7 protein-coding genes and 1 rRNA gene are annotated in these 5,893 nt (G+C 69.4%); 5 read left to right on the top strand and 3 right to left on the bottom strand.

The window, feature by feature from the left end; translation table 11 throughout:
- Window positions 1-145 precede the first annotated feature (145 nt).
- A complete protein-coding gene (locus J5V96_RS07735) occupies window positions 146-685 on the bottom strand; it encodes a YaeQ family protein (RefSeq protein WP_208502480.1) in 540 nt (179 codons plus the stop codon).
- 69 nt (window positions 686-754) lie between these two features.
- Between J5V96_RS07735 and J5V96_RS07730 the strand changes: the two genes are divergently transcribed.
- From J5V96_RS07730 to J5V96_RS07710, 5 genes are all read left to right on the top strand, one after another.
- The gene (locus J5V96_RS07730; RefSeq protein WP_236014665.1) at window positions 755-2,401 is read left to right on the top strand and encodes a radical SAM protein; all 1,647 of its coding nucleotides are present in this window, start codon (window positions 755-757) and stop codon (window positions 2,399-2,401) included.
- Window positions 2,398-2,712 (top strand): hypothetical protein, encoded by a 315-nt coding sequence (locus tag J5V96_RS07725; RefSeq protein ID WP_208502478.1) that lies wholly within the window; start codon window positions 2,398-2,400, stop codon window positions 2,710-2,712. Before J5V96_RS07730 ends, J5V96_RS07725 begins: the two co-directional genes overlap by 4 nt.
- 3 nt (window positions 2,713-2,715) lie before the next feature.
- Window positions 2,716-3,522, top strand: a complete 807-nt coding sequence (locus J5V96_RS07720; RefSeq protein ID WP_208502475.1) for a prolipoprotein diacylglyceryl transferase — start codon at window positions 2,716-2,718, stop codon at window positions 3,520-3,522.
- A 112-nt stretch (window positions 3,523-3,634) separates the two neighbouring features.
- Complete coding sequence (locus J5V96_RS07715; RefSeq protein WP_208502473.1) at window positions 3,635-4,231, top strand: hypothetical protein; 597 nt, start codon at window positions 3,635-3,637, stop codon at window positions 4,229-4,231.
- Window positions 4,232-4,251: 20 nt separating this feature from the next.
- Window positions 4,252-4,623, top strand: coding sequence for a hypothetical protein (locus J5V96_RS07710; protein WP_208502471.1), 372 nt, complete (start codon window positions 4,252-4,254; stop codon window positions 4,621-4,623).
- Here J5V96_RS07710 and J5V96_RS07705 read toward each other — a convergent pair.
- Window positions 4,522-5,703: an AI-2E family transporter gene (locus J5V96_RS07705; protein ID WP_236014664.1), complete on the bottom strand. Its 1,182-nt coding sequence runs from the start codon at window positions 5,701-5,703 to the stop codon at window positions 4,522-4,524. The genes J5V96_RS07710 and J5V96_RS07705 overlap by 102 nt on opposite strands.
- Before the next feature lie 71 nt (window positions 5,704-5,774).
- Window positions 5,775-5,891, bottom strand: a 5S ribosomal RNA gene (rrf, locus tag J5V96_RS07700).
- Window positions 5,892-5,893 lie beyond the last annotated feature (2 nt).

Below are 5,893 nucleotides of genomic sequence, written 5' to 3'. Positions count from 1 at the left end.
ACGCCGACCGAGCGAGCGACGCGAGTCGAGACGCCCAAACCCCCCACGCACACTGCGGCGTCTCGACTCGCTCGTTCCTCGCTCACTCGACGAGCGGGTGGCCACCTCCCCCCTCGCTCGACGAGCGGGTGGCCACCTCCCCGCGTCACTCGATGCGGTGCTCGTGCACGGCGCCGCTGAGGTGTGCGCCGTTCAGCTCGATGTAGAGCTGGCGCTCGGTCACCGACAGCGTCATGGTGTTGCGGCGGTCGAGGGCGGCCACGGCGCCCTCTACGAGCCCGTCGTCGAAGGAGTAAAGCTCGACGTGGTCGGAGCGGTGGATCTTCTTGCCCGCCCACGAAGCGAGCACCTTCGCGGGATCGCGGTGTGTGTACACGGCCACACGATCCGCCGCCTTCGAGGCGAAGTGGATCCGGTCGGCATCCGGTGCGCCGACCTCGATCCAGGCGGTGATCGATCCGGTCAGGTCCCGCACCAGCACCGCCGGCTCGTCGGTCTGCGACAGGCCGTCGCTGAAGGCGATGCCCTCCTGAAACTCGAGGCAGTACGCGAGCACCCGCGTCATCATGTAGGTCTCGGTCTCCGAGGGGTGGCGCGCCACGCGCAGGCTCAGCTCGTCGTACACCCCGCGGTCCACGTCGGCCAGGTTGACGGTGAACGTGTGGATCGTCGCGGGAAGTGCCATGGCTTCGAGCCTAGATCGCCGCCGAATGTCCGACAGACGCGCGATGCGCCCTGCCCCTAATGTGAGCGCATGGCCTCGTCATCGCCGACCGGCATGCCCCTGCGCGACTATCGCGTGCATCGGTATGTCAACGCGTTCTGCCCCCGCTGCCACGAAGAGGATCCGGATCGCCCGCTCGCGCAGGTGCGCCGGCTGTCCGGATGGCTGGCGGATCGCGACGGCGTGGTGTGGCTCGAGCGCGGCTGCCCGGATCACGGTCTGATCCGCACGCTCTACGACGAGTCGGCCGAGATGCTCACCTACCTCGAACAGTGGACGGCGCCGACCAAGGCTCACACGCCCGATGTGATGGGCAACTTCAAGCCGATCCCCTCGGCGTACGAGGACGGCCTGCCGGCGATGCAGACCCAGCACACCTGCATCCTGCTCGAGGACATCACCGACCACTGCAACCTCAAGTGCCCCACCTGCTTCGCCGAGTCGAGCCCCGCGGCGAGCGCGGTCGCGCCGCTGGCGGAGGTGCTCGCCTCGGTCGACCAGCGCCTCGCGCGTGAGAACAACCGCATAGACGTGCTGATGCTCTCGGGCGGCGAGCCGACCCTGTATCCCTGGCTCGAGCAGCTCGTCGAGCACCTGGTGGCCCGCCCGGTGGTGCGCATCCTCATCAACTCGAACGGCCTGCGCATCGCGCAGGATGATGCCTTCGTCGCGTTCCTGAAGAAGCATCGGCAGCGGGTCGAGATCTATCTGCAGTACGACGGTGAGTCGAAGGAGGCATCGGCCTATCACCGCGGCGCGGACATCCGCCGTTTCAAGGAGCGGGCGCTCGAGCGGCTCTCGGCCGCCGGGGTCTTCACGACCCTCACGATGACCGCCGCGCTCGGCGTGAACGACGAGATCGGGGCGGTCATCCAGCGGGCGATGGACACGCCCTTCGTCGGCGGCGTCACGATCCAGCCGGTGTTCGGATCCGGTCGCTCCGCCGGCGTCGACGCCGACGCCCGTCTCACCCACGGCGGTGTGCTCACGCGTCTCGAGCCGCAGACGGGCGGCGCGGTGTCGTGGCGCGACCTCACGGCGCTTCCCTGCAGCCATCCGCACTGCTGCTCGGTCGGCTACCTGCTGAAAGACGACGCGGGGGAGTGGAAGTCGCTGGTCGGGCTCATCGGCCACGACCGCCTCAAGGAGTTGCTCGAGCTCGAACCGGATCTGATCGCGAACCGCATCGCCGACTCGGGTGTGAACAAGAAGATCCGCGAGGTCGTGAAGAACTCGCTGCTCGATCTGCTGAGCGAGCAGTCCTCCCTCTCGCATCCGTCGATGATCGACATCTGGAAGGACATCTGCGCGAGTTGCGATCTCGGTATCGGCACGCTCGCCACGCTCGCGGCGTCGCAGCTGCCGGGACAGCACGACCGCATGCGCCGCATGATGGGCGAGCGCGTCAAGCGCATCACCATCAAGCCGTTTATGGACATCCACACGATGATCGAAGAGCGTCTCATCCAGTGCTGCGTGCATGTGGCGACCGTCAACGAGTCACCTGCCCCCGACGGCGGCAACGCGCATCAGTGCGCGCCGTTCTGCGCCGTGCAGGCGTGGGCGCCCCTCGGGCGTCGGCGGCTCTCGACCGCGACAGGCTCGGCCGTCCTCCCCTCGGGCCTCGGGGCCGTGCGCGACACGGGCGGGCGCGCCGAGCTGCCGGTGCTGTCGTGAGCACCTTCGATCACCTGAATCAGTACGACGCGAGCGTCGGCGATCCGCCGGCCGCGTTCGATCCGCTGCGGCTGTGCGTGTTCACCACCGTCGCGCTCATCACGGTCGTGCTCGGGCCGATCGCGCTGCTCGGATTCTCGGTCGTGGCGATCGCCGGCTACGCGCGCGCCCGCCGCCAGGGGCTGCTGCGCTCGAAGTGCAAGCTCGGCGACACCCGCCTCGTGCTCGCCTACCTCTCCGTGATCGCGGTGCTGGCCGCCGCGGCCATCCCGTTCTGGATCTCCGCGATCGTGCGCCTGGTGGGCGGCTGACGCATGTTCCCGACGCTGCAGGATCTGCTCGGCTGGGGGCCGCGCATCGACACCCACTCCGCGTTCGTCGCGTTGGGGATGCTCGCCGCGGGCGTGGTGTTCCTCATCGAGAGACGCCGCCGGCGGGTCACCGATCACCGCATCTGGTACCTGGTGCTGGGCGCGCTGGCGGGTGCGTCCCTGCTCGCGCGGCTCGGCACCTGGGCGCAGCACCTCGATCCGACGAAGAACCTGAGCCTCATCGAGCAGCTGTCGTTCGGCAACGCCTCGATGCTCTCGGCGCTCGTCGGCGCCTGGCTGGGCGTGCACGTCGCCAAGCGCATCGTGCGCTATCCCGATCGCTCCGGCGACCTCTTCGCGCCCGCGGTGGCGCTGGCGATGGCGATCGGCCGGATCGGATGTCTCCTCACCGAGAAGCCGGGAACGCCCACGCACGCGTCCTGGGGCATCGTGCTCTCACCCGAGGCCGCGGCGTACACCGGCGCGGCCTCGGGCGTGCCGCTGCATCCGAGCTTCGTCTACGAGATCGCCTTCCACGCCGTGGCCTTCGCGCTGCTGTGGTTCTGGCTGCGCTGGCGTCCGATCGCGCCCGGGGAGCTGCTCACGCTGTACATCGCGGGCTACGCGGTCTTCCGCTTCCTCATCGAGTTCGTGCGGGGCAACGAGGTCGCCTGGATGGGCCTCACCCGCCCGCAGCTGTTCCTCGCCGTGACGATCCCCCTGCTGTTCGCCCGGATCATCTGGATGCTCCGCACCGGCCGCTTCCGCGCACCCGCACCCGTGCGCTCGCACGAGCGGGTGCTCGTATGAACGGGATCCGGTCCGGGCTGAAGCGCCGCGAGGGGGAGCACCGGACTCGGTCCGCCGTCCTCGTCAGCGACGTCGTCTGCATCACCACCACCCACGCGGAGAGAGGCACACCATGAACAGCACTCCCGATCAGCCGGCCCCCGCGCCCGATCCGCAGGGCCCGCCCTCCGGTGCCGAGCCGGCGCCTCCGCTCCCGCCGGCGCCCGGACCCGCCTCCCCACCGCCGGGCGCCTATCCGCCTCCCCCGGGCTCCTTTCCGCCGCCCGCGGGAGGACCGGGCTCTGCCACCGCGCCGCCGCAGCCCCCGTCCGGCTACCCGCCGCAGCAGCCGCCGTCTGGCTACCAGCCCGCCTACGGTCAGCCGCCCGCCTACGGGTACGTGCGCCCCACGCCCCCGCCGCGACTGTTCGGATGGCCCTTCGGCGCGTGGATCGGGATCGGGCTGGGGCTCGGCATCCTGATCCCGGTGGCGGTCTTCTTCCTCGCGAACGCGGTCGAGCAGGCCGTCAACGGCTACAGCACCGGCGCGGCGATCACCTACGCCCTCATCGCCTTCGCCGTCGTCGCGATCGCGGGCATCGTGTGCATGTTCTGGGCGCAGACCCGGGGGCTCGGCACTGGCCTGCTGATCAGCATCGCGGCCGCGCCCATCGTGATCTTCGGCGTCTGCGTCGCGATCATCTCCGGCTTCGGCGCCGGCGGGTTGTGACCAGGTCGTTCGGCTGACGCGTGCGCGACACCGCGATGCCCGGCGCCCCCGCACCGCGCGACGGCGCGAGCCCGCAGACCGACCCGCTGCGCCACCCGTCCGGCTGGCCGTTCGGGGTGTGGGTCATCGTCGGTCTCGGTCTCGGCCTGCTGCTGCCGGTGGCCGCGCTGTTCGGCACGGTCTGGCTCCGCACTGACCGGCCCGACCTCTTCGCGGCGCTCGATCCGCTGGGTGCCGGCCTCGCCGCGTTCGCCGCCGTCGCCTTGGCGGGCATCGTGTGCATGATCTCGTCACGCGCCCGCGGGCTCGGCACCGGCCTGCTCATCAGCGTCGCGGCCACGCCGCTTGTGCTGTTGGGCGTCTGCGTCGCCCTCGTCAAGGGCGCCGGCTGACCCGTCGGTTTTGGCATCCTGCCGGGGGATGAGCACCTGCTTGACGATCAGCAGGATGGAGGCCGTCACCGGGATCGCCACGAGAGCGCCGAGAAGGCCGAGCAGGGTTCCGCCCACGAGCGCGCCGATGACCACGAGCAGCCCCGGCACCTCGATGGCCCGGCTCATCACACGCGGAGTCAGGATGTACGCCTCGAGCTGCATGTAGACCAGGTAGGCGATGGCGAAGATCAGGGCCGTCACCGGATTTGTGACGAGCGCCAGCGCCGTGGCGATCACCCAGAACACCACGGATCCGACGAGCGGGATCAGCGTCACGCAGAAGGCGAGCACCGCCATCAGCTGCGGGAACGGCAGGCCGAGCGCGACATGCAGCAGGAACGAGACAGCCGCGTTGATGAGCGCCAGGATCACCATGCCGCCGAGGTAGCTGCCGATGGAGGCGGCGATGGTCTCTGCCAGCCCGAGCACCCGCTGGCGGCTGCGGGCGGGGGCGAGGCGCACAAGGCCCACCTTCATCGAGGGCAGCGACGCCAGGAAGTACAGGCTCAGCACCACAACGATCAGCACCCCGGACATCGCGGTGGCGATGTTCACGCCGACCTGCAGCACACCACCGCCGATGACCGCGAGGTTCACCGGGTTGGTCAGGAACCTCTGCGCATCGTCCAGAAAGGCACCGACCTGATCGCCGAACTGCTCCGACAGCCAGAGGTAGGCATCGGAACTCTCGAAGGCGGCGATCCGCTCGGGGATGCTGCGCACGAACTGCGCCACCTGATCCACGACGGTCGGGATGATCAGCAGCAGAATCCCCGCGAGCACCACGGCGACGCCGACACAGACGATGACGATCGACCAGGCCCGCTTCAGCCCACTGCGCTGCAGCAGTTCGACGAGCGGGTTGAGGCCGAGTGCGATGAACAGCGCGAAGGCGATGTAGACCAGCACGGTCGACACATTCGTGATGGCCATGCCCAATGCGATCGCCGCCAGCCCGCCGAGCGTGAGCAGGAAGCCCGACAGGAAGGGATGGCGCAGGATGCCGCCGACGACGCGGGTGGGCTGCTGGTCGGTCATGGGGACATCCTGACAGACCCCCGGAAATGCGAAAAGGCCACCCAGCATTGGGTGGCCTTTTCGTAAAAGAAGTCCGGCGGTGTCCTACTCTCCCACAGGGTCCCCCCTGCAGTACCATCGGCGCTGAGAGGCTTAGCTTCCGGGTTCGGAATGTGACCGGGCGTTTCCCTCTCGCTATGACCGCCGAAAC

It is taken from the genome of Microbacterium stercoris, from assembly GCF_017592545.1.
Taxonomy (GTDB): Bacteria; Actinomycetota; Actinomycetes; order Actinomycetales; family Microbacteriaceae; genus Microbacterium; species Microbacterium stercoris.
This window is presented reverse-complemented; position numbering and strand designations above follow the sequence as displayed.